Annotated in this window: 18 protein-coding genes; 10 read left to right on the forward strand and 8 right to left on the reverse strand. The window is 41.9% G+C overall.

The window, feature by feature from the left end:
* Window positions 1-276 precede the first annotated feature (276 nt).
* On the forward strand, window positions 277-2,559 hold the full coding sequence (locus tag ABIB50_RS03010) for a GH92 family glycosyl hydrolase (protein ID WP_429377144.1): 2,283 nt from the start codon (window positions 277-279) through the stop codon (window positions 2,557-2,559).
* A gap of 126 nt (window positions 2,560-2,685) precedes the next feature.
* The gene (locus ABIB50_RS03015) at window positions 2,686-5,460 is read left to right on the forward strand and encodes a M14 family metallopeptidase (RefSeq protein ID WP_429377145.1); all 2,775 of its coding nucleotides are present in this window, start codon (window positions 2,686-2,688) and stop codon (window positions 5,458-5,460) included.
* 61 nt (window positions 5,461-5,521) lie between these two features.
* On the opposite strand, the gene ABIB50_RS03020 is transcribed toward ABIB50_RS03015, so the two are convergent.
* Window positions 5,522-5,953, reverse strand: a complete 432-nt coding sequence (locus tag ABIB50_RS03020) for a hypothetical protein (RefSeq protein ID WP_429377147.1) — start codon at window positions 5,951-5,953, stop codon at window positions 5,522-5,524.
* Between the two features lie 151 nt (window positions 5,954-6,104).
* Here ABIB50_RS03020 and ABIB50_RS03025 point away from each other — a divergent pair, with 151 nt between their 5' ends.
* The 5 genes from ABIB50_RS03025 (at window position 6,105) to ABIB50_RS03045 (ending at window position 13,677) form a co-directional block, all read left to right on the forward strand.
* Window positions 6,105-6,827: a hypothetical protein gene (locus ABIB50_RS03025; protein ID WP_429377149.1), complete on the forward strand. Its 723-nt coding sequence runs from the start codon at window positions 6,105-6,107 to the stop codon at window positions 6,825-6,827.
* 123 nt (window positions 6,828-6,950) lie between these two features.
* Entirely contained in the window at window positions 6,951-7,805 is an 855-nt protein-coding gene (locus ABIB50_RS03030; RefSeq protein WP_429377151.1) for an OmpA family protein, read from the forward strand.
* Window positions 7,806-7,909: 104 nt separating this feature from the next.
* A complete protein-coding gene (locus ABIB50_RS03035) occupies window positions 7,910-10,606 on the forward strand; it encodes a glycoside hydrolase family 78 protein (RefSeq protein ID WP_429377152.1) in 2,697 nt (898 codons plus the stop codon).
* Window positions 10,607-10,848: 242 nt separating this feature from the next.
* On the forward strand, window positions 10,849-11,946 hold the full coding sequence (locus ABIB50_RS03040) for a hypothetical protein (protein WP_429377154.1): 1,098 nt from the start codon (window positions 10,849-10,851) through the stop codon (window positions 11,944-11,946).
* Between the two features lie 21 nt (window positions 11,947-11,967).
* Window positions 11,968-13,677 carry a family 43 glycosylhydrolase gene (locus tag ABIB50_RS03045; protein ID WP_429377155.1) on the forward strand — a complete coding sequence of 570 codons (1,710 nt, stop codon included), beginning with the start codon at window positions 11,968-11,970 and terminating at the stop codon, window positions 13,675-13,677.
* A gap of 4 nt (window positions 13,678-13,681) precedes the next feature.
* Here the strand turns inward: ABIB50_RS03045 and ABIB50_RS03050 are convergent, their stop codons facing one another.
* The gene (locus tag ABIB50_RS03050) at window positions 13,682-13,846 is read right to left on the reverse strand and encodes a hypothetical protein (protein WP_429377157.1); all 165 of its coding nucleotides are present in this window, start codon (window positions 13,844-13,846) and stop codon (window positions 13,682-13,684) included.
* A gap of 38 nt (window positions 13,847-13,884) precedes the next feature.
* Window positions 13,885-15,177 carry a DEAD/DEAH box helicase gene (locus ABIB50_RS03055; RefSeq protein WP_429377159.1) on the reverse strand — a complete coding sequence of 431 codons (1,293 nt, stop codon included), beginning with the start codon at window positions 15,175-15,177 and terminating at the stop codon, window positions 13,885-13,887.
* A 180-nt stretch (window positions 15,178-15,357) separates the two neighbouring features.
* Between ABIB50_RS03055 and ABIB50_RS03060 the strand changes: the two genes are divergently transcribed.
* The 3 genes from ABIB50_RS03060 (at window position 15,358) to ABIB50_RS03070 (ending at window position 18,536) form a co-directional block, all read left to right on the forward strand.
* Window positions 15,358-17,124: a hypothetical protein gene (locus ABIB50_RS03060; protein ID WP_429377160.1), complete on the forward strand. Its 1,767-nt coding sequence runs from the start codon at window positions 15,358-15,360 to the stop codon at window positions 17,122-17,124.
* A 431-nt stretch (window positions 17,125-17,555) separates the two neighbouring features.
* Window positions 17,556-17,741, forward strand: coding sequence for a hypothetical protein (locus ABIB50_RS03065; protein ID WP_429377162.1), 186 nt, complete (start codon window positions 17,556-17,558; stop codon window positions 17,739-17,741).
* A 108-nt stretch (window positions 17,742-17,849) separates the two neighbouring features.
* Window positions 17,850-18,536, forward strand: a complete 687-nt coding sequence (locus tag ABIB50_RS03070; RefSeq protein WP_429377164.1) for a hypothetical protein — start codon at window positions 17,850-17,852, stop codon at window positions 18,534-18,536.
* A gap of 6 nt (window positions 18,537-18,542) precedes the next feature.
* On the opposite strand, the gene ABIB50_RS03075 is transcribed toward ABIB50_RS03070, so the two are convergent.
* Genes ABIB50_RS03075 through ABIB50_RS03095 form a run of 5 tightly spaced genes read right to left on the reverse strand, consistent with a single transcriptional unit; the run spans window position 18,543 to window position 22,446 of the window.
* A complete protein-coding gene (locus ABIB50_RS03075) occupies window positions 18,543-19,133 on the reverse strand; it encodes a thioredoxin family protein (protein ID WP_429377165.1) in 591 nt (196 codons plus the stop codon).
* Window positions 19,134-19,167: 34 nt separating this feature from the next.
* Window positions 19,168-20,424, reverse strand: coding sequence for an aspartate kinase (locus tag ABIB50_RS03080; protein ID WP_429377167.1), 1,257 nt, complete (start codon window positions 20,422-20,424; stop codon window positions 19,168-19,170).
* Window positions 20,425-21,225 (reverse strand): DUF3298 domain-containing protein, encoded by an 801-nt coding sequence (locus ABIB50_RS03085; RefSeq protein ID WP_429377168.1) that lies wholly within the window; start codon window positions 21,223-21,225, stop codon window positions 20,425-20,427.
* 2 nt (window positions 21,226-21,227) lie between these two features.
* On the reverse strand, window positions 21,228-21,713 hold the full coding sequence (locus ABIB50_RS03090; protein WP_429377170.1) for an N-acetyltransferase family protein: 486 nt from the start codon (window positions 21,711-21,713) through the stop codon (window positions 21,228-21,230).
* A 43-nt stretch (window positions 21,714-21,756) separates the two neighbouring features.
* The gene (locus tag ABIB50_RS03095; protein WP_429377171.1) at window positions 21,757-22,446 is read right to left on the reverse strand and encodes a YggS family pyridoxal phosphate-dependent enzyme; all 690 of its coding nucleotides are present in this window, start codon (window positions 22,444-22,446) and stop codon (window positions 21,757-21,759) included.
* Window positions 22,447-22,459: the final 13 nt, after the last annotated feature.

Here is a 22,459-nt window from a genome sequence, read left to right on the forward strand (position 1 = left end):
TAATGCTTCCTTCTTTTATCCCATCAGCCATGTTAAGAAATTTATCATTGGGAAAAGTGTGATTATATCAGCCAAAAGTGTAAGCAGTCCGTGGGACTCCTCGAAGGGTAAAGTGATAAAATCAGTGTCCTCCCTTGGCTGATGGCCATCCAATTGAGATTCTTCTTTTTTTGGCATTGCGGAACCGAGTAAGTTAAATGGTAATTAGGCTTAATAAATAGTGGTTGACTTTAATGGATTTTTTTGTTTCTTTACTATCCAATAAACCACCAATTCATGATGAAAGCTAAATACTTATTGACCCTTACGGGGATAGTAGGGTCGTTAAGCCTGTCGTTTATAGCAAATGCACAAAAAGCTGCTAAAGCGCCGGCTAAACAACCTGTTGATTATGTAAACCCATATATCGGCGCCATTAGCCATATGCTGGTGCCAACTTACCCAACCACGCATTTGCCTAATAGTATGATGCGCGTGTTCCCGGTTAGGCATGATTATACTACTAATATGTTGGGCGGTCTGCCGCTGATAGTAACGCATCACCGGTCGGCATCAAGCTTTAATTTTTACGCTTACCAGGGCGATGAAAACGCGATAACCCCAACCAAACAACTAAGCTACGACCAGGAAAAAACAACACCATACCGTTACAGTGTTTACCTGGACGAACTGAATATAGGTGTTGATTTTGCACCATCACACCAAAGCGCTGTTTATCAAATCACCTTTGATAAGTCAGGCGCCGCCTATCTTGTATTCAATACAGGCGGCCGTGGCGGAATGGTAAAAGCTGTAGGCAACACCATTACAGGATCTAAAGAACTTGGAAATAAAACATCAGTATATATTTATGCTGAAACAGACGTAACCCCAATTAAAACCGGCGTACCAAGCCGTGGTGGGAGCATTGCCTGGGATGCTGCGCCGGCAGGTTCAATTGTTTTAGGATATCCTGCAGGCACCAAAAAGATCGGTATGCGTTATGGCGTTTCATTTATCAGTGCAGAGCAGGCTAAGAAAAACCTTAACCGCGAGATCAAAACTTATGATGTAAATACAATAGCTACTATCGGCCGTAAAATATGGAATGACGCTTTAGGCAAAATAGCCGTAGCAGGGGCGGTTGATAAAGAAACTACCGTGTTCTATACGTCTTTATACCGTACTTTTGAACGCCCGGTTTGTATCAGCGAAGATGGAAAATATTTTAGCGCGTCTGACGGGCAGGTGCATAATGATGAAGGCCGCCCGTTTTATACTGATGACTGGACCTGGGACACTTATCGCGCAGCACACCCTTTGCGTGTATTGATCAACAAACAGGTGGAAAATGATATCCTAAACTCGTACGTGCACATGGCTGAGCAAACTCCAAACCACTGGATGCCGACTTTCCCGGGTATATCTGGCGATGACAGGGGCATGAACTCTAACCACGGCATAGCAAGTATTGCTGATGCGTATGCAAAGGGTTTAAGAGGTTTCGACCTGGCCAAAGCTTACGAAGTTTCCAAAGGCGCTATCGAGGATAAGTCGTTGCTGCCATGGTCAAAAGCTGTGCCGTCAGGCGAGTTGGATGCGTTCTACAAGCAAAAAGGCTATTTCCCTGCGTTAAAACCGGGCGAAAAGGAAACTGTTGCCAATGTAAGCCAATGGGAAAAACGCCAGCCAATTGCGGTTACTTTAGGTACATCGTACGACGAATGGTGCTTGTCGCAAATTGCAAAGGACTTGGGTAAAACTGACGATGCACAACATTATTTAAAAGCATCATACAACTACCGCAATGTATTTAACCCTAAAACCGGTTTCTTCCACCCAAAAGATAAAGACGGCAATTTTATTGAGCCGTTAGATTACCGTACCTCAGGCGGACCGGGTGCACGCGATTATTACGATGAAAATAACGGCTATGTTTATCGTTGGGATGTGCAGCACAACATCGGCGACTTAGTGAATTTAGTTGGCGGTAACGAAAAATTTGTAGCGGCGCTTGAAAATATGTTTAATGAGCCTATCCCGGGATCGAGATGGGATTTCTATGCTATATTGCCGGATCATACTGGTAACGTAGGTATGTTCTCGATGGCTAACGAGCCAAGTTTCCATATCCCGTATTTATATAACTATGCCGGCGCGCCTTGGCGTACACAAAAACGTATCCGTTCGTTGTTAGACCAATGGTACCGCAATGACCTGATGGGTGTACCCGGTGATGAAGACGGCGGCGGTATGACAGCATTTGTTGTATTTAGCCAGTTAGGATTTTACCCGGTTACTCCGGGATCGCCAACCTATAACATCGGCAGCCCATGCTTCCCGTCGGTAAAAATGAATGTAGGTAACGGCAAGTTCTTCGAGGTAAAGGCACAAAACGCTTCATTTACTAATAAGTATATCCAATCGGCTAAACTAAACGGCAAGGTTTGGAATAAGCCATGGTTTAATCATAGCGATATTGCTAATGGCGGTGTGCTGGAATTAGTGATGGGACCGGTTGCAAATAAAATGTGGGGCAAAGATTCGCCGCCCCCTTCGGCAGCAGAAATGCCTAACTAATAAAGCGATCTTTAAATAACGCCTGCCGGGAAACCAGCGGGCGTTATTGTTTTGGCCCGCCACCAAAAAGTTACAATATAAATTACGCGAAAATTATTAAATTGAGCCATTAACTGATAACCGCTCATGATCAAAAAAATATGCCTTGCCGCGCTTAGCACGGTAATAGCTGCCGGTACATTGCTGGCGCAAACTGTCCCCACGCCAAAAGAACATTTTGGCTTTAATATCGGCGATGATTACCAACTGGCCAACTATACCCAAACCGAAGCTTATTTTAAGAAATTAGCTGCAACGCCACGTGCCAGATATCTGGATATGGGCCTTACCGAAGAAGGGCGGCATCAATTTATGCTGATCATATCATCGCCCGAAAATTTAAAGAAACTCGACTTTTATAAAAACATCTCCCTAAAACTAACCCGTGCAGAAGGACTGACTGACGCCGAAGCCCATAACCTTGCCGACCAGGGTAAAGCTGTTGTTTGGATAGATGGCGGCTTACATGCCAGCGAAACAGTTGGTGCGCACCAGTTAATAGAAACGGCCTACCAGTTAACCAGCCGTACCGACGAGGAAACTCTGCGTATACTGGATCATGATATCATATTAATGGTGCACGCCAATCCCGATGGACAGGAACTGATCTCCAACTGGTATATGCAGGAAAAGGACGTAAAAAAACGTAACATGAATGTGCCGCGCCTTTGGGAGAAATATATAGGCCATGATAACAACCGCGACTTTTATATGATGAATATGAAAGAGAGCCAGAACATAACCCATCAGCAATATTTAGAGTGGCTGCCGCAGATAGTGTATAACCATCACCAGGCCGGGCCGGCAGGGTCAATTGTGGCAGGTCCGCCGTTTCGCGATCCGTTTAATTATGTGTTTGATCCACTATTGGTTACCAGCTTAGATGCGGTAGGCTCGGCCATGAACAGCCGCTTAAATAAAGAGGGAAAACCAGGGTACACCCAACGCTCGGGCACCGAGTTTTCTACCTGGTGGAACGGTGGCTTACGCACGGCGACTTACTTTCACAACCTGGTTGGCTTATTAACCGAGATTGTAGGCAGCCCTACACCATCAACCATACCTTTGGTGCCGGATAGGCTGATCCCTAACAGCGGCACACCGTTCCCGGTTACACCGCAAAGCTGGCATTTCAAGCAATCGATAGATTATTCGGTGTCATTAAACTACGCTGTCCTAAACTATGCGGCCCGTAATAGCGACGAAATGTTATACAATGCTTATATAATGGGCAAAAACTCTATCGACAGGGGCAGTAACGATTACTGGACATTATCGCCTAAGCGTGCCGAAGCTATTAAACAACTGTATGCAAAAGCACAGGCAGGTACTGCACCTGCAAAACCAGATAGTATAGGTGGTGGCGGTCGTGGTGCTGCCGCAGGGGCAGTAACTGTTGGTGGCGGCAGGGGAGGTAATATCCCTGTAAGGTATTTCGATTCGGTATTGCGCAAACCTGAGCTGCGCGATCCCAGGGGTTACATTATTCCGGCAGATCAGGCAGATTTCGCGACGGCGGTTAGGTTTATCAATACCTGTATCATGTCCGGCCTGGTTGTGCAAAAAGCAACTGCCGCTTTTGCTGTTGCCGGTGTTTCGTATCCTGCGGGATCATATATCCTTAAAACAAACCAGGCATTCCGTCCCGAGGTTTTAGACCGGTTTGAGCCACAGGATCACCCGAATGATTTCCTGTTCCCTGGCGGCCCCCCTATACGTCCGTATGATATGACCGGCTGGACCTTGGCTTACCAGATGGGCGTTAAGTTTACAAGAGTACTGGATGATTTTACCGGGCCTTTTACACGCATCCCATACGGACAATTACAATCACCGCCTGCTGCAAAAGTTCCGACAATATCTAAAATCGGTTATTATATAAGCGCAGCTGCAAATAACTCGTTTATTGCTGTCAATGATCTTTTGCAAGCAGGTGTTGAGGTGTATCGGATACAAAGTGAGAGAAAAGAAGTTGTAAAGGGTACTTTCTACGTTCCGTATTCGGAAAAAGCAAAATCAATACTAGACAAGAATGCGGCATCATTAGGTATATTGGCTGAGCGGGTTGTCATTAAACCAGGTGCTATTGCGTTAATCAAAACTGCGCGCATTGCCCTCTGGGATACCTATGGCGGCTCTATGCAATCGGGCTGGACAAGGTGGTTATTCGAGCAGTATCACTTCCCTTTCAAAGTAGTTTATCCTAAAGAGATTGATGCAGGCGATCTGAAAAGTAAATATGATGTAATCTTATTTGTTAATGGAGCCATCCCGGGGCCAAACGGCCGTGCATTTAACCGCACCGATAGCGTGCCCGATGCTTATAAAGAAATGACCGGCCGTATCACCGTCGAAAAATCTATTCCGCAATTAAAAGCTTTTTTAGAGGCTGGCGGTAATATTGTTACTGTTGGTTCAAGCGCCAACCTGGCTTATCAGCTTAAATTGCCGGTACACTCTGCATTGGCAGACAGTGTAAATGGTAAAGAAGTGCCGTTCTCGGGCGATAAGTTTTATGTGCCGGGAGCAGTGCTTAGGGTAAGCTTGGATGACACCCAGCCGGCAAATTGGGGTATGGAAAAAGAAGCTGATGTGCTTTATGATAACAGCCCGGTATTTAAATTAAATACCGATGCTGCGGCAAAAGGCGTCAAGCCTTTAATGTGGTTTGCAACCGATAAACCGCTACGCAGTGGTTGGGCCTGGGGGCAGAAGTATTTAAAGGATGGTGTGGCCGCATTTTCTGCACCGGTAGGCGCGGGGATGTTGTATTCGTTTGGTCCGGAGATAACTTTCAGAGGCCAATCGCACGGGACGTTTAAACTGTTATTTAACGAGTTGTATACCAAGAGTGGTAAATAGTTAGGACTTACCTAAACAAGAAGGCTTCCCGATTTTCGGGAGGCCTTCTTGTTTAAAGCAGCTATTTCACTTTACTAAATTTAGAAACATACCCATCATACACATTTTGTGACATCGTTAACGTATCGCCTTTTATACTGATAATATCTGTTTCCTGTGCCGGTACCGATTGCGGGTTAAAGCGTAACAGGTTATCATCCTTTTGGGTAAATATGCTTTTGGCCTGGACGATGTCATAATTTCCCTGCTGGGTTATCTCTGCATTTGTAGATCTAACAAATTTATGATCTGCTTTAAACTCAACGATGTCCAGTTGAGATGGAATTGCTACATAAAGTGTATGAGTTGAGGCGAAAAACAAACTTTCAAATTTCCATTTGCCTACTAATTGTTGTTCGATTTGCTGGTCGATATTTGGGATGACCGTTTGTTTTTTACAGGAAGTTGCCGCAAATAATGTAATAGCTGTGATAAGATAAATAAGTAGTTTCATAAGTTTTGGGTTTTTGTAGATGAAACGGCGCTGATCATAAAAACGCTACAAAAGCCTGTTGTTAACTAAAACGACAATTAATCTTTTAAAATTCATTTATCAGAAAAAGGTATTAACTTGTAATACCAATTACACCCTATACCTAATTAACATGAAAAGAAAAAATATCCTAACCCTGTTAGTAATGCTTATTGTATTGCTAACATCCTGTAAAAAAAGCGAAAGTGCCGGGGATACTCCGGCTAAAAAGCTGAAATATCTAACACAAGTTATTAGCGTGCAAAACGGTAATACCGCTACTTCTGATTATACTTACGATGACAAAAAAAGATTAAGCATGATAACCGCTGGTACCGCTGTAACTACTTATACTTACAATGCCGATAAACTTTTTTCTGTTGAAAGGGTAGACCAACCTAATGGATTTAGAGAAGTGAGGGAACTTGCGTACAAGGATGGCGAAATATCCTCGATCCGCGCTACCATTTATAGAAATAATGTTTTAAATTCAGATATCACCTATAATTTTCTTGTTGTAGGGGGCAGGATAACTGAGAGCCATTATGAGATTTATGTAGACACTTATACCTACGACAGCAGAGGCAATGTTACTAAGGTTTACTTTAATAAAACAAATTTTAGTAACGAATATAGCTACGATGATAAGCCAGGCCGGTTTACCAATGGCATTCCAAAATATGGAATAAATTCGGATATTGAGTTTTTGTCGCCAAATAACCAGGTAACAAGGACCAACGTTGTTACTACATATATTTACGGCAGTGACGGATACCCTACCGGTGCTACAGCTGTTAGCGGTGCTGGAACTTCAGCCGTGACTACTAAGTACACTTACGTATATACTGAATTTTAAACTTTGCCGCATGATTTAGTGATTTTAACACCTGACGCCAAAAGTATTTCAAACTTTTTTAGATATAGTATGTTTGCTATGGATATTATAGATGTATTATAATATTATAAAAACTACAAATCTATGAAAAGTAAATTCCCCTTATTGCTGATGCTAATTGCCGCTGCCATTACGCAGGGTTGTGTAAGCAATAAAAAATACGCCGAATTGCAGACAAGCTATACCGCCCTGCAAACTAAACAAACAGAACTAAAACAAAGCTATGATCTTACCCAACGCGAACTCGAAGGATCAAAGACAAGGGTTAGAAGCTTAGAAGAACAAATAGCCTCAGAAAAAAGTAACCGTGCAGCGTTGCAGGATGCTTTGACCAAATGTTTAGCAGGCAACAACCAGGGTAATGTTAACATTGCCAAACTGGCCGACCAGATAACAGCATCAGACAAATACATCAAACAACTGATAGCCGCTAAAGGTAAAAGCGATTCGCTTAATATGGTGTTAACCAATAACCTTACCCGTTCATTAAGCCAGGCAGAAATGAAAGATGTTGATGTACAGGTATTAAAAGGTGTAGTTTATATCTCCTTATCTGATAATATGTTGTATAAATCAGGCAGCTATGAAATATCAGACCAGGCAGGTGCAACACTAAGCAAGATAGCTAAAATCATTATGGATTATTCAAATTACGATGTGCTGATTGAAGGTAATACTGATAATGTGCCTATCAAACAACCTAACATCCGTAACAACTGGGATTTGAGTACTTTAAGAGCATCATCAGTTGTGCAGGCTTTGCAAAACAACTATTCGGTTGATCCTAAACGTTTAACAGCCGGTGGCCGTGGCGAATATAACCCGATAGCTGATAATACAACAGATGCAGGAAAAATGAAAAACAGGCGTACGCAAATTATCATCACCCCTAAACTTGATCAGTTTATGGACCTGATAGGTAAGCCGGTAACAAAATAACCGTAATATTTCTATTACCTCAACGCCTTTGCCTAACCGCAAGGGCGTTTTTTGTTTGAATGAACCGCTTATTTTATATATTAGTCGTTCAAACCAATTCTATAATGAACCAAGTTTTACCAGTTAAATTTTCTGTAAAGAAAAGCATCACTTACGTGCTTATATCAGCTGCGACTTTATCAAGCTTTACCAAAGCCAAGGCCGCCGAAAAGATAGACGATCTTAAAACCGAATATTTGGTTAATCCATTCGGGATAGATGCTGTGCATCCGCGCCTTTCATGGCTAATGAACGCCGGTAACCGCGGTGCTATGCAAACCGGCTACCAAATATCAGTAGGCACCGATTCTGTCGCTTTAACAAAAGGCATCGCATCGGTATGGAAAACGGCTAAAGTATTATCGGGTACCAGCAGGGTAGTGTATGGTGGTAAAACCCTTCAGCCTTATACTAAATACTACTGGCGCGTTTCTGTTTGGGATGAAACCGGTAAGGCCACTTTATCGCCTATAGCAAGTTTTGAAACCGGCTTAATAGATAAAAGTAACTGGAAGGGCACTTTCATAAGCGATAACCGCGGACCGGAAGTTAAGCCGGCACCATATTTCAGGAATGTATTTTCGCTGGGTAAAAGGGTAAAATCGGCCCGCGCTTATATAGCGGTGTCGGGTTTGTATGAACTTTATATCAACGGCGAAAAGATTGGCAACCATCGCCTTGACCCAATGTATACCCGTTTCGACAGGCGGACCCTGTACGTTACCCACGATGTAACCAAACAACTGCAAACCGGTAAAAATGCGGTAGGAGTGATTTTAGGCAACGGCTGGTACAACATGCAAAGTACAGCAGTGTGGGATTTTCACAAGGCGCCATGGCGTAACCGCCCTACTTTTTGTTTGGACCTGCGGGTAACTTACACAGACGGCACAACTGAAACTATAACCTCAGATCGTAGCTGGAAATCGTCATCAGGCCCTATTATATTTAACAGTATTTATACCGCCGAGCATTACGATGCGCGCCTGGAGCAACCGGGATGGAACACCACCAACTTTACAGAAACAAGGGCCTGGCGAACGGTAATTATCCGCCCTGCACCATCAGCAAATATTGTGTCGCAGGCTATGCAGCCTATCCGCGCTATCGAAACTATCCCTACCGCCGATATGAAAAAGCTGGACGACAGCACGTATATGTTTAACATAGGCCGTACAATTGCCGGTGTAAGCAAAATTACCGTTAGCGGCGAGGCCGGTACGGTTATCCGCTTAAAACATACCGAGAAATTGGGAAAAAACGGGTATGGCGATATGTCAAACATTGATGTGCATTACCGCCCTACTGATAAGTCGGATCCTTTCCAGACCGATATATTTATTTTAAGCGGCAAAGGTGAAGAAACCTTTATGCCACGCTTCAATTACAAAGGTTTTCAGTATGTTGAGGTTACCAGCAATAAACCCATCAGCCTAAAAAAAGAAAGCCTTACCGCTTATTTTATGCATAGCGATGTGGCAACGGTGGGTAAGATCAACTCGTCGAACACCACCTTAAATAAAATATGGTTTGCGTGCAATAACTCTTACCTGTCTAACTTATACGGTTATCCAACCGACTGCCCGCAGCGCGAAAAGAACGGCTGGACGGGCGACGCGCACATAGCCAGCGAAACCGGTTTATATGGCTTTGATGGCGTAACCATTTACGAAAAATGGATGGCCGATCACCGCGACGAACAGCAGCCAAATGGTGTGCTATCATCTATTATACCCTCTGACGGTTGGGGGTATGAGTGGGGCAACGGTCCTGACTGGACAAGTACCATAGCTATTATCCCATGGAACCTCTACCAGTTTTATGGTGACAGCAAAACTTTAAATGATAACTATGATGCTATTAAACGTTATGTAAACCATATTGATGAGTTATATCCAAGCGGTATTACCACCTGGGGTTTGGGTGATTGGGTGCCGGTAAAATCAAAATCGCCGGTTGAGTTTGTATCGTCTATTTATTATTTTACTGATGTAAATATCCTGGCAAAAGCGGCTAAATTATTCGGCAGGGCAGAAGATGAAAAGCGGTATACTGCTTTGGCTCTAAAGATAAAAAATGCCCTTAACACGAAATATTTAAACACCACCACCGGCATATACGATAAAGGCTACCAAACCGAGTTAAGCATGCCTTTATACTGGGGTTTGGTGCCCGAAAATTTAAAGGCAAAAGTTGCAGCCAACCTTGCCGAGCGTGTTAAACAGGATAACAACCACCTTGATGCCGGGATACTGGGCGCTAAAGCCATTTTAGGCGCACTGAGCGACAATGGTTATGCAGACGTGGCTTATTCCATCGCTTCGCAAGAAACCTTCCCGTCATGGGGCTGGTGGATAAAAAATGGAGCTACCACATTGTATGAAAACTGGGATGTGTTTGCCAAAAGCGACCTGTCATTAAACCACATTATGTTTGGCGAGATCAATGCCTGGTACTTTAAAGGTATTGCGGGTATCAGGATAGACCCCGCAAGCCCGGGCTTTAAAAATGTTTGGCTGGAGCCTAATTTTGTTACCGGTTTGGATCATTTTGAAGCAGAGCATACCGGCCCTTACGGTAAGATTGTTTCTAACTGGAAACGTGATGGCGACATGGTTAAATATTCGGTAACTGTGCCGGCTAATTCAACGGCTACTGTTGTTTTACCGGCCGGTAAAAAGGTGGTGTTAAACGGAAAGCCCGTTGTTATTGGTAAAGGGTTGAAGATAGCCTCGGGGAGTTATGAATTTACGATCAGATAGGATCTAAGACTTTTTATTATTAACGCCCCTGCATAATGTGGGGCTTTTTTGTTTCTATCATAAAAAAGCAAAAAAATACGCAATCGATACCGTTAGCCTAATTGCGCTGTTTTGGCCGTTTTTGTCTTGATAATCAACAGGTTTATCGGGCTGAGCCACTACTCATCTTTTTGCATCAGGACAAATATGTTTATAATTGCTTCCGTATGCGGTTTCTCCGCGACATTACCAATTAAACCGTCATGAAAAAAAGTCTCTTAATCATCGTGATATTAACCGTTTTCTCAAGCGTAACCTTCGCGCAGAAGAAAGGTAAAACCAAAGCCACAGCTAAAAGTGCGACCCCATGCATGGATGTGCTTAACCTGTTTACTGCAGCTAACGTGCCCGCCATGGCACCAGAAGAAGAGTTGGCCCCGTTGATCGGTTCGACAGAAGTAACACCGGCAAACCTACCCGGAAACGGCCTGGCGCAGCATCCGATGTTATATGTTGGTGAAAACTGCAACAGGATGTTCTTAATTAAAGACGGCAAAGTTATCTGGACCTACAATACAGGTAAAGGACCTGAGTTTGATGATGTGTGGATGATGTCGAACGGTAATATTCTGTTTAGCCGGATGAAATATATCGCGGTAATCTCGCCGGATAAAAAAGTGCTTTGGAAAATGGACTTTAAAGTACCACAAGGGATGGATCATACTGAAGTACATGCCTGCCAGCCTATTGGTTTGGATAAAGTGATGTTTGTAGTTAATGGCCTGCCACCCAAATTGTATGTTGTTAATTTCAAGACAGGCAAAGTTGAAGTAGAACAAGAATTACCGTTTAAAAAAGAGACTGATGCCCGCGGTATTCACGGACAATTCAGGCGCGCCCGCGTTACCGCGCAGGGAACTTACCTTATTTCTTACATGAGCATGGGTAAGGTAGTTGAATTTGATAAGGATTTTAAAGAGATCTGGAGCTATGAGATTCCGCAACCGTGGGCGGCAATAAGGTTAAAGAATGGTAACACATTGATAACCGATGAAAAAGATTGGCTAACCCGTGAAGTTAACGCTAAGAAAGAAACCGTATGGGAGTTTAATTGCAAAACGGATCTGCCTGCCGAATACCAGTTTACATCTGCCCCGCAAAGCTGTACCAGGCTGGCAAACGGTAATACGATATTCACCTCGCGCGGACAAAGCGGTAAAGGCCCGCAGATGATAGAAGTTACAAAGGACAAGAAAGTGGTTTGGGTACTGCACGATTGGAAAACTGTAGGCGATGGAACCGCGGTACAGATCCTTGATGATCCGGGTATTCCTGAAATCCCGGGACAGTCTGAGCATTAATAAAAAGAATTAATAGAGCATATGAATCTTAACCGTTATTTTTTCCGGGCTTTTATAGCCTGTTTGTTAGGCTGTGTATTTTTAGTGCCAACAGAAGTAAAGAGCCAGCAAACATTTTGTAACCCGATGAATATAAGCTATCGGTTTACGCTTGATAAACCGTCGCGCCGTACAGCTGCCGACCCGGTGATTGTTTTATATAAAGACAACTATTACCTGTTCGCGACAGCTTCTGGCGGTTATTGGTATTCTAAAGATCTGCTTAAATGGACCTTTGTAACTACTAAAGATTTGCCGTTTGAAAAGGATGCCCCGGCAGCTGCTGTCATCAACGGGTCTATGTATTATATGCCCTTAAACAGTCATATCATTTATAAATCGGATGATCCGATGAGTGGTAAATGGGAGGAGTACACCAAAACGTTCCCGCTATCAATTGGCGACCCTGATTTTTTTCAGGACACCGATGGAAAAGTTTATATGTATTTTGGTTGTACCAACAACGGCTATTTACAAGCGGTAGAATTAGATCCAAACAATAAGCTTAACCCAATTGGTAAACCCGTAAATGTTTTAAAAGGCGACCCTGCAACACGTGGCTGGGAAAGGCCGGGCGACTACAATACCCAAACAGACGCGCCATGGACAGAAGCGCCTTGGGTAACCAAGCATAATGGTAAATATTATTACCAATATTCGGCGCCTGGTACGCAGTATAAGAGCTATGCCGATGGTTATTTTGTTTCTAATAATCCGCTTGGGCCATTTACTTACGCGCAAAGCAGCCCGTTTTCGGCTAAGCCAGAGGGCTTTATTACAGGTGCCGGCCATGCCGCCACATTTACCGATAAATATGGCAATTACTGGCGGGTGGTAACTATGGTGATCTCGGTAAAACACAGGTTTGAACGCAGATTGGGGTTAGTGCCGGTAACGTTTGACAAAAACGATAACATGGTTGCCCATACTGAATTTGCCGATTACCCGATGGTAATGCCCGATAATAAAATTAAAGATATCAGTGAGCTTTACCCCGGTTGGATGATGTTATCGTACAATAAAAAGGTCGAAGCCTCATCAAGCCTTGAAGCCAACCCACCGGAACTTTCCGTTAACGAAGAGATCCGCGATTACTGGAGCGCCAAAACAGGCGACAAAGGGGAGTGGTTGAGTGTCGATTTAGGGTCAGTATCCACTATAAAAGCGGTCCAGCTAAACTTTGCCGAAAACAATACCCAACTTTATGGCCGCGACGGTATAATGGCGCAGCAATATTTGTTGCAATATTCTGCCGATAAAAAGAATTGGGAAACACTGGTTGACAAAACTACTAATGAAGAGGATCTAACCCATCAATACCACGTATTTAAGATTCCTGTTAAGGCGCGTTACCTAAAAGTAACCAATTACCGCGTACCGGGCGGCACGTTTGCCGTTTCGGGTTTCCGGGTGTTTGGAACAGGTGTTATTCTAAAACCTGCTAAAGTAAACTCCGTTGAAATAGTAAGGGACGCCGTGGATACCCGCAACGTAAAACTACGCTGGAAAAAAGCGCTTAATGCCACAGGATACAACATTAGGTTCGGTGTGCAAAAGAACAATCTAAATAGGGTGTACCAGGTTTATAACGATACCGAACTAACCATCCGCAGTTTAAACAAAGATCAAAAATATTGGTTCGCGGTAGATGCTTTTGGAGAGAATGGGGTTACGAGGGGAGAGGTGAAGTAGTATATTAGATAATATTAAAGAGCTCGTCTACAGTATTAAATTTTTTACCATAGCCAGCCTTCAACTCTTCCATTGCGGCTATAGTGTTGGCATTAGGAATGTTTAGTTTCTTTACTTTAATAGTTATGCCTAATTCTTTCCGAAATTCTTTAAGCGGTCGGGTTTGCATACACAAAAATAATATTTATTAAATCAATTATAGTTCCTCTACCCGTGCTTTTTCTTCATGTTCATTTTAGCTTTTTGGCCCGAGCTAAAATTGTAGTTTTTATTGTTGGATGCCTTCTTTTCGTGGAACGCCGCGCCTACTTCCGGCTCGGTTGATTTTATCGACTGTTTAGTCGGTTTGGGTTTAGCGTCGTTTACAATAACCAAATCATCGGGTAGGGCAGCAGGCTGCATTCTTTTACCGGTGGCCTGCTCAATTTTTTTAATCTCGCTCAAATCTAAGTCGGTAGCAAACGTAAGAGCGATGGTTTCATCGTCGCCGGTAGTATTGGTAACGCGATTAATATAGGTTTCTTTCTCTTCTGGCAAATCAAAATGCACCAGGAAGGGGATACCCGAAAGGTCCGGTGTTTCTTCGGGTGCGTCAACTATTATTAATGCCCTTGCTTCAGCCTCAGCTTTAAATTCGGCTGTCGTTTTAAAACCTTTTACATCAAAAAATGGCGGGTTTAAATAACCAATTGCATCATTCATCCGGCGGTTAAGGCTTTGAAATACTTTTTCGGCTGTTGCCTGGTTGTTTACAAATATGGCGGCTTTGGTAAAAACCTCCTCATCATACATAAACAGGTTAAGCAGGTTTAGCTTGGTGGCAAAATTAGGTACGTTATATAATAATTGCTGATGTACCGCTAATGGCGTTTCCTCCAACGCTTCCACTTCAATTGTTGCCGCAAGTTGCATAAACGGGGCTAACACTTTTTCCAATTTGCTATGCATTACATCTGTAAATACCAAATGCTGGCATTTGCCAATACTGTTTGCCAACTCGGTAATAGGCAGCTGCATCCCTTTTTTTAGCATGCGGTCGGCATCATCAACAATAAATAAATCAACTTTATTTAAGTTAAGGGCCAGTTTCAGGTAAATGGCACGTGCGCGGTCGGGCGTAGCCACTACAATATCGGCACCATCGGCCAGGGCGTCCATTTGCGCTTCGGTACCCGGTGTAACGTAAAGGCCAACAATAGCTATAGCGGTATTTTTATTAAGGCGGTCAAATAATTCTATTACCGCCAGTACATCTTCTTTTTCGGGTACCAGTATTAATACCTTAGGTACGCCTTCGGGCGCGTAATTAAAGCGGTTAAGGGTACCTAAAACATAAGTAGTGGTTTTTCCAAAACCTTCGGGAGCAATGGCAATAATATCTTGTCCGCCGGTTATCCGGGTCAGGGTTTTTTGCTGAACTTCTTTTGGCGTATCATACCCCAGTTCGGTTACCGACCTTATTAATTGTTTATTCAGTTTTAACTTATCAAACCCTGCCATTGTATCGTATTAATTATTAAAACGCAAAATTACCTTTATAATCCCATAATCAGCAAATTTCTGTTGAAGAATGAAAAATGAGGGCATTTTACAGGTGCAACTATTTTTACTGCTCAACAAAACTTAACATAATTAAATATTAATTATTACTTTAGTTTTAAGTAATAATTACACACCCCTATGAAACTGTTGATTACCAAAGCCAATAGCTATGTTGTTGGGGTATTGATGTTTCTTTTCACATCCACCTGCATTTTACGTGCAGACGGGGCTGCTATAGTCAAAAATCCGTTTGATACACTTAAACAGGTTAGAAAGGAAAACCGTGCTGATGCTGCCACAGGTTTCTACAAAAAACACTACAGACGTATAGCAGAGGCACAGGCTATGAACTATCTGGATCAGCTTACCACAATTGCCCGCGGGTACGACGATAAGGTATTGGAGAGTGTTGTGTTTGACCTTAAGGCAGATTATTATGCCGTAAATAAACTGTTTAATAACTTAAGCATAAGTTACTACCAAAAAGCAATAACCTTCGCTAACGAGCATAACTTACCTTTACAAACCGCAATTTATCTGCATCATGAGGGTATGTTTTATTCTAATTTCAAACATAACACTACTGCGTGCCAGTATTTTTTAAAAGCGCAGGAAGAGTTTAAGAAGGTTGGATTTAAGAATGTGCCTAACATGAGCAGTTACTATGCCCAGGTTGCCGACTTTTATTATCACCTGGGCGACTATCATAACGCTATGATCCAATTACAGGAAGCGTTAAAATATAATATAGGTACCGCCCGCGAGAAGGTTAGTATTATAACTACGATAGGGCTGATTTATAGAAACTCCAATCAATATCAGCAAGCGCTTAATAATTTTAATAACGCGTTTAACATTGCCCTGCATAGCAGGGATACCGCATGGATGGGTATAGTAAAAGGTAATATTGGGTCGATATACTTTTTGCAGGGTGATTATGACAAAGCGTTACCTTATATACGAGCAGATTATAACCAGTCATTAAAATATGGTGAAAAAATTAATGCTACCATCGCATTGTTAAGATTGGCAAAAATAAACCTGGCAAATAATAAGATCGAAATGGGGTTAAAGCAACTGGCCATTGCCGAAACATTGATACGTAACAGCCCGGTGCCTGTTTTAAATTTAAGGGTTGACATCCTAGACCTTAAAGCACAGTATTATGATCAAATGGGCTTAGCCGCCAAAGCGCTCGATATTAAAAAAAAGTACCAATTAGCTAACGATAGTTTAGTGGCTCAAAATAACATTGCCGCCGTCGAGGTGGTTAAAATGCGGTACCTGATCAGTAAGCAACAGGCCGAAGAACGTAGGCTAAAAATGCAGGCAAATACCAAAGATGAACAACGTAATACGTTTTTTATTGTGGTTTTTTTGGTTATGGTAATTGCCATATGGTTATACAACAGGCAAGTATTGAAAATAAAAAAGGATAAACAGATCTTGTTATCCGAAAAACGCAGGGTAGATGAGGAGTTGAAATTTACCGAAATGAAATTAAATGCCTATACAGAAAATCTGCGGAAAAATAACGTGCTGATAGAAAGCTTTAAACAACAAATAGATCAACTTAAAAATAAAAATGCTGATGATGTAGTTGTGAAGCACCTTGAGGAATTAATGCAGGCACATATCATGACTGATGATAGCTGCGCCGAGTTTAAAAGGATATTCTTAAAAGTTTATCCCAACTTTTTTTTTGAAATAAAAAAAGCTTTCTTACATCTTTCAGAAACGGATATAAGGTTGTTAACCCTGGTTAAATTACAATGCAATAATAAAGAGATGGCAAACATGCTTGGGATAACTATAGAAGGTATCAAAAAAGCAAAACAGCGTCTCCGCAAAAAAATGCAGCTTGACGAGCAGGTCACTATTGAAGAAGCTATCTCAAATATTTAATTGCCCTGTATTAAATTTGTCCAGTTTTTGTACACTGTGTGCAATATATCCCGCTCGTTAAGTGGGGGTTAATTTTTAAGTAATTATTTTTTATCTAAATATTGCATTTTTAAGAAACAGTTGCTTTATAATTAACGTATAAGGTTCTTAATTATTAACATAATATCCCTAACGTTATGGCAATTTTTAAGGAAAGAAAAAAATGTAAAAAATGTGAATCGGGTGTACTGGATACCAGGGTACCCAGGGGCGTTTTAGCTAAGCTATTTCTTTTTTGGATCCCTTTAAAGCGCTACAGATGTAATGAATGCTGGAAAAAAAGTTACGTAATAGGTTCGGTATGGGTAGAAAAGAAACATAACCTGGTAACTGCGTAGCTACAATATCGGTACAGTTGTTGCTGTAATTAATGGAACTAAAAAACTATTATTATGAAAACGCAGGACATTAAAAACAATAACCACGGACAGGGCGGCACAACTGCCGACCGGGCATTTACCAATCAAAATGAAAAGTTAAAAGAAAGAGGCATCAGCAATGCTGGTGGTCAACGTTCTTTCCAGACATCAAGTAAAGATAGTATGCACAAGCCTGAACGAAGGAAACCTATTTTATAAGATAAAATGCCCCGGATAAGGGGCATTTTTGTTTAGTGATCTTTTACATTTCGTTATTAAAATTTAGGTTACAGGTATTTTAGGCATAATACATACTTTTGCAGGGATATGAAAAAAATACTCTTCGTTTGCTTAGTAGTGCTTACCGCGTGCCATTCAAAACCCAAAACTCCGTTCCAGGTAGTAAAATCAACCAAAATTAAGGACGGTGTAAAACTTGATGTGCAGGTAAAGAGCCGTATAAGCAAACAGGAAATGATAGACATAGCCTGTTACATAAAAAGTGATAGCTCCGACTATAAAAACCTACAGGTAGATTACATACTGCCCGGCAATAATTACGAAAATAAAGGTGGCATTTCTGTATATGCTACCGCTGCATATCATGATCAAGCCGTAGTTAACCCGGCTGATACCGTAAAAGATAATGACAATGACCTGCTAAGTTTTGAGTTTATTGGTTTTACAGCGGTACAGGCAAAAGAGCTGTTAGCCATGAATCCAAAAGAACTGACCGGCAAACACCTGATAGGTAAATTTATAGATGATGCTACTAAAACTATTACCATTATTTGCGAGGACAAACAAGAGGATAACCAACTGTACATTTTAGAGCTGGATGCTGTAGGTAACGTAGTATCGGCTATTGCGCCTATGGAAGTAACATCAAAAGGCATCAAGAAAATGGTGGTTAGCCAGCAAGGCGATTATATGGTTTTAAAGGATAGCATACTAACCCTATACAGCAGCACAGACTACGATAAGCCTTTTAGGAGCATTAAGCAGGTATTATAAACCAAATTATTTTGATGCAGGCTTTACGGGGGCAGGCTTTGCTACCGGCACGATTTTGTTCATGGCAAAACGTTTGCTTATAACTTCCAGTTGCTCATCATTCAAATTCGAGGTTGCTTTTAAAACTTTGGCAAAATAAGCCACTTCGTTTTCCTGAGCAGGACAGCCTACGCTTTCGCCGGGCGTATCTAATGAAGCGCCTGCCGGGCGTATCTGGCTATCAGCTAATAATTTGCATTTGGCATCTAATATTACCCAAAATGGAAGGCCGCTTTTTTCGCCCTTATACGTTTTTAATACATCCAACGAGCCAGGGTTTTCCAAATTAGCTTTGGCTGGTTGCTCCAATACATCTAAATGTGCTATTACGTAGTTATCATCAAATAGCTTTTTACAGGTCGGGTCACTAATACTGGCATCCATTTTTTTGCACCAGCCGCACCAAGAGGCATGGAACATTAGCAATACCTTTTTATTTTCTTTTTTTGCCTGAGCGTATGCTTGTTTCAGTACAACATCACTGGCAGGCAATGCTTCTTGTGCGAATGCTTTAATACCCAAAAGTATAATGGCGAGTAATAAAAAATGCTTTTTCATGGTTTGTTTGTTTAATGCAATGTACAAATTATAATTATTTCAAAACCACTTGTGCTGTATTACGGCTACTCTGCTCCAGAAAAATAGTTTTTCCTTCTGTTAAATCCCTTACCGCGTTACCTGTATAATGCCTCACGGTTATTAAAGTTAAGCCGCTGTTATACCTGGCTTTATAAACCGAATTTAGATTCTCTAATAACCCATTAAAATACTCCTCTTTATAATCAAAGCAAACGCTAAAACTCAGGGCCGATGTTTGCATAACGTTTACTTTAACCCGGCTTTTGGCAAATCTGCCCAGGATATCGCTCAGGTGATCTTCGGATATAAACGAGTAATCTTTAGTTGATATAGAAAGCAATACCTGGTTCTGCTTAATAATGATAACCGGCTTTGAAAATACGTTAGCAGCATTTTCTTTAATTACGGTACCGGATGCGGCAGGATCATTAAATGGTTTTACCAGCAAGGGTATCTTAGCGTTTTGCAGTGGCTTTATAGTTTTAGGGTGAATAACCGTAGCGCCGTAATAGGTCATTTCAATAGCTTCAGTATAGTTTAGCTCATCAAATTTTACGGTATCAGCAAACAGTTTAGGGTCGGCGTTTAAAATACCGGGCACATCTTTCCAGGTAGTGACAGATTCGGCACCCAAACAAGCCGCGAATATCGAAGCCGTATAATCAGATCCTTCACGGCCCAGCGTTGTTGTGAAATTCTCAGACGTTCCGCCGAGAAAGCCCTGGGTAACCACAATACTGCGTGCTAATTGCGAAGGCAGGCTTAGCGTTATGCTGCCGCGGGTTTTGTCCCATTGTACTACGCCTTCGCGGTAAGTGTTGTCGGTATGGATATAGCCCCGCACATCCAGCCATTGGCTTTTAAGGCCGGCTTTGTTTAAATAAGCGGCAATTATGCGGGTAGATACCAATTCGCCGACCGATACGATCTGGTCATATATAAAATCAAAATCATCATGCGGTTCATCCTCTATCATCCAGTCTATCTCCACAAAAGTATTCGCAACCTCATCAAACACAGCGTCGTTGCTGTCAAATAGCCCGGCTAATATATCGTAATGATATTGTTTAATGCCTTCGTAAATATCCTGCATATCATCGGTTTGGTCTACGTAGGCTTTGGTCAATTTCTCTAAAGCGTTGGTAGTTTTACCCATTGCCGATACCACTATAAGTAACTGCTCACTTTTATATTTTTCAACCACCTTAATTAGGTTGATGATACCTTCCGCATCCTTAACCGATGCACCTCCGAATTTAAAAACAAGCATTTATTTAAGATATTGAGTGATGACCGTATTAGGTTTGAGTAATGTTTTGATCTTAGCGTAGGGGATAAACAACTCTGTTTGCCCGGCAGCATAAGGTTTTATTTCGTATTGATTGTACAGGAATTTTAAGCCTAATGGGGTGATAACGAAATTGTTGTTAAGCGCGAATTTACTGTCTTTAAAAAAATAATCGTCCGCCAGCGAAGCGGTATCGGTTAGCTTTTCCTGTTTTCTAAAAATAGTATCAGCAATCGCGGTCAATTTCACCTTGTAATTATCGGCAAAAATCTCGCCCAGGCCTATGCTTTTTTGAGCTTTGGTATTCCAGTTAATAAACGTAGTGATCGAACTGCCATGCGCACCGCCCTGAAATTTGTACCCGCTTATTTCTAATGTAGTTAAACTCGAGTCCTGTCTTAATATTTTGGCGCGGCTGGCCAGCGTAAAAAACATTACCGATCTTTTATCCCGTTTTTTAAATGCAGTGTAAGCCGATAGGAAATGCTCCACATATTCCTTCAGTTCAATTCCCGGTTCGTCAGCGCCAAATAGGTTTATCAGCGTAGCACCAACAGTATCGTTTAAATTTGCCTGCCCTTCAAATATGGGGTAGTTAATTTTCACTACTGTACAACCGCTATCCGGCTTATTCTCGCAATCTGCCGCACGTTCTTTAATCGCTTTATAAGTATAGGTTAACGTATCTGTTGTAATATCGGCCTTTACGTTATTGTGTTCACCCCATTGGCACGAGCTTAACCCTAATATTCCCCCTAAAAACAACAGATATCCAATCTTCATACTTAATAATTTAATAACTGTTCGCGGGATAATGAAGCATTTAACCAGCCAGCCTCGATAGCTGCATTGTATTTAGCATAAAAGTTTAATGCCGGTTCGTTCCAGTCCAATACCTGCCATACCATACCACTAAAACCTAATTCTTTGGCTTCTATTATAAGCTGGTCGAATAATAATTTACCAATTCCGCGGCCGCGCATGGGCTCGGTAACAATAAAATCTTCCAAATACATACGGCAACCTTTCCAGGTAGAGAAGCGGACATAGTACAGCGCAAATCCAACCACCAAACCGCCAGCCTCGGCAACATAAGCTTTCCATACCGGTTTGTCACCAAATCCGGCGGCTTCAAATTCTTCTATGGTTACGGTTACTTCCTGCGGGGCCTTTTCATACAGGGCCAGCTCATTAACCAGTTCTAACAGGCGGATGCAATCTTCTTTTACGGCTACTCTTAAATTAATATTCGTCATTGTGTCATTAGTCATTAGGTTATTTGTTTAGGTTGGAAATAATTAAATCTGAAATTGCCTAATTATTGTTCCAATGCTTAATAACCCTGTCGCCAAAAATAGTGCTGCCTACGCGGATCATATTGCTGCCTTGCTCAATAGCTATTTCATAGTCTGACGACATACCCATCGATATTACATCAAAGCTTTCTTCCTTCCTAAAAAAACTTTGTTTAATACCATCAAAAAACGTTTTCAATTCCTGGAACTCGTCCTTCAATTGCTTCTCTTTATCGGTATTGGTAGCAATCCCCATTAAGCCGCGGATGCGAATGTTTTTTAACGTGGTAAACTCATCGCTTCGCAATAATTCTATCGCTTCGTCAAAGCCCAGGCCAAACTTGGTTTCTTCGTCGGCAATATAAATTTGCAGCAGGCAATCAATTACACGCTTATTCTTTTCGGCTTGTTTGTTTATTTCCTGCAATAGCTTTAGGCTATCAACCGACTGGATCATGCTGATAAAAGGGGCAATGTATTTTACCTTGTTGCTTTGCAGGTGCCCAATCTGGTGCCATTCAATGTCTTTAGGCAACTGTTCATGCTTCTCTACCATTTCCTGTACAGTGTTTTCGCCAAACAAACGCTGGCCGGCATCGTAGGCTTCCTGTATATCGGCAACCGGTTTTGTTTTTGATACTGCTATTAATGATACTTTTTTAAGTATAGTTTCGTTTTTTAAGCTTTTGATATTATCTGCAATGCTCATTTATCCGTAATTT

Origin of the sequence: Mucilaginibacter sp. UYCu711 (genome assembly GCF_050433825.1) — a bacterium.
Lineage (GTDB): Bacteria > Bacteroidota > Bacteroidia > Sphingobacteriales > Sphingobacteriaceae > Mucilaginibacter.